2 protein-coding genes are annotated in these 401 nt (G+C 62.8%); one reads left to right on the top strand and one right to left on the bottom strand.

The genetic code is table 11. The features are described 5' to 3' along the window. Positions 1-94: 94 nt before the first annotated feature. Complete coding sequence (locus tag D7Y13_RS50255; protein ID WP_500683215.1) at positions 95-214, top strand: DUF3761 domain-containing protein; 120 nt, start codon at positions 95-97, stop codon at positions 212-214. Here D7Y13_RS50255 and D7Y13_RS44285 read toward each other — a convergent pair. After that, a partial coding sequence (locus D7Y13_RS44285; RefSeq protein ID WP_208734737.1) for a hypothetical protein occupies positions 211-401 on the bottom strand: 191 nt, incomplete at its 5' end. The genes D7Y13_RS50255 and D7Y13_RS44285 overlap by 4 nt on opposite strands.

Below are 401 nucleotides of genomic sequence, written 5' to 3'. Positions count from 1 at the left end.
GTCCGACGCTCGAAAAACGCGCTACAGCCATAGTTATGGCGCTGCCGGTTCCGGCTTCTACACGGCAAAAAGCGGCGATCGGGTAAGACGCCCCATGCTGGCACCCAGCGCACCAGCCGGCGCTAGTGCCAAATGCCGCGATGGGTCGTGGAGCTTCAGCGAAAGCCGCCGTGGCACATGTTCGTGGCACGGCGGCGTTGCTCGCTGGCATTAGTTCGCGTTCGCGTTCGCGTTCGCGTTCGCAGGCGCCGGCTCAGCGCTGGCGCCAAAGCCGCACTGCTTTTGCTCCATCGAGATCTGCTTGGTGATGCGCGTCGCGTTCTCTCCATAGGCTTCGGTCACCGAACCTTTGTTCACGGTCTTGCCGCGCAGCGGACTCACACCTTCGCACAGGTGGAAGA

The organism is Corallococcus praedator, from assembly GCF_003612125.1.
Taxonomy (GTDB): domain Bacteria; phylum Myxococcota; class Myxococcia; order Myxococcales; family Myxococcaceae; genus Corallococcus; species Corallococcus praedator.
This window is presented reverse-complemented; position numbering and strand designations above follow the sequence as displayed.

Coding starts and splice junctions, on each gene's coding strand:
- D7Y13_RS50255 (WP_500683215.1), top strand. CDS start 95: ATGCTGGCACCCAGCGCACCAGCCGGCGCTAGTGCCAAATGCCGCGAT.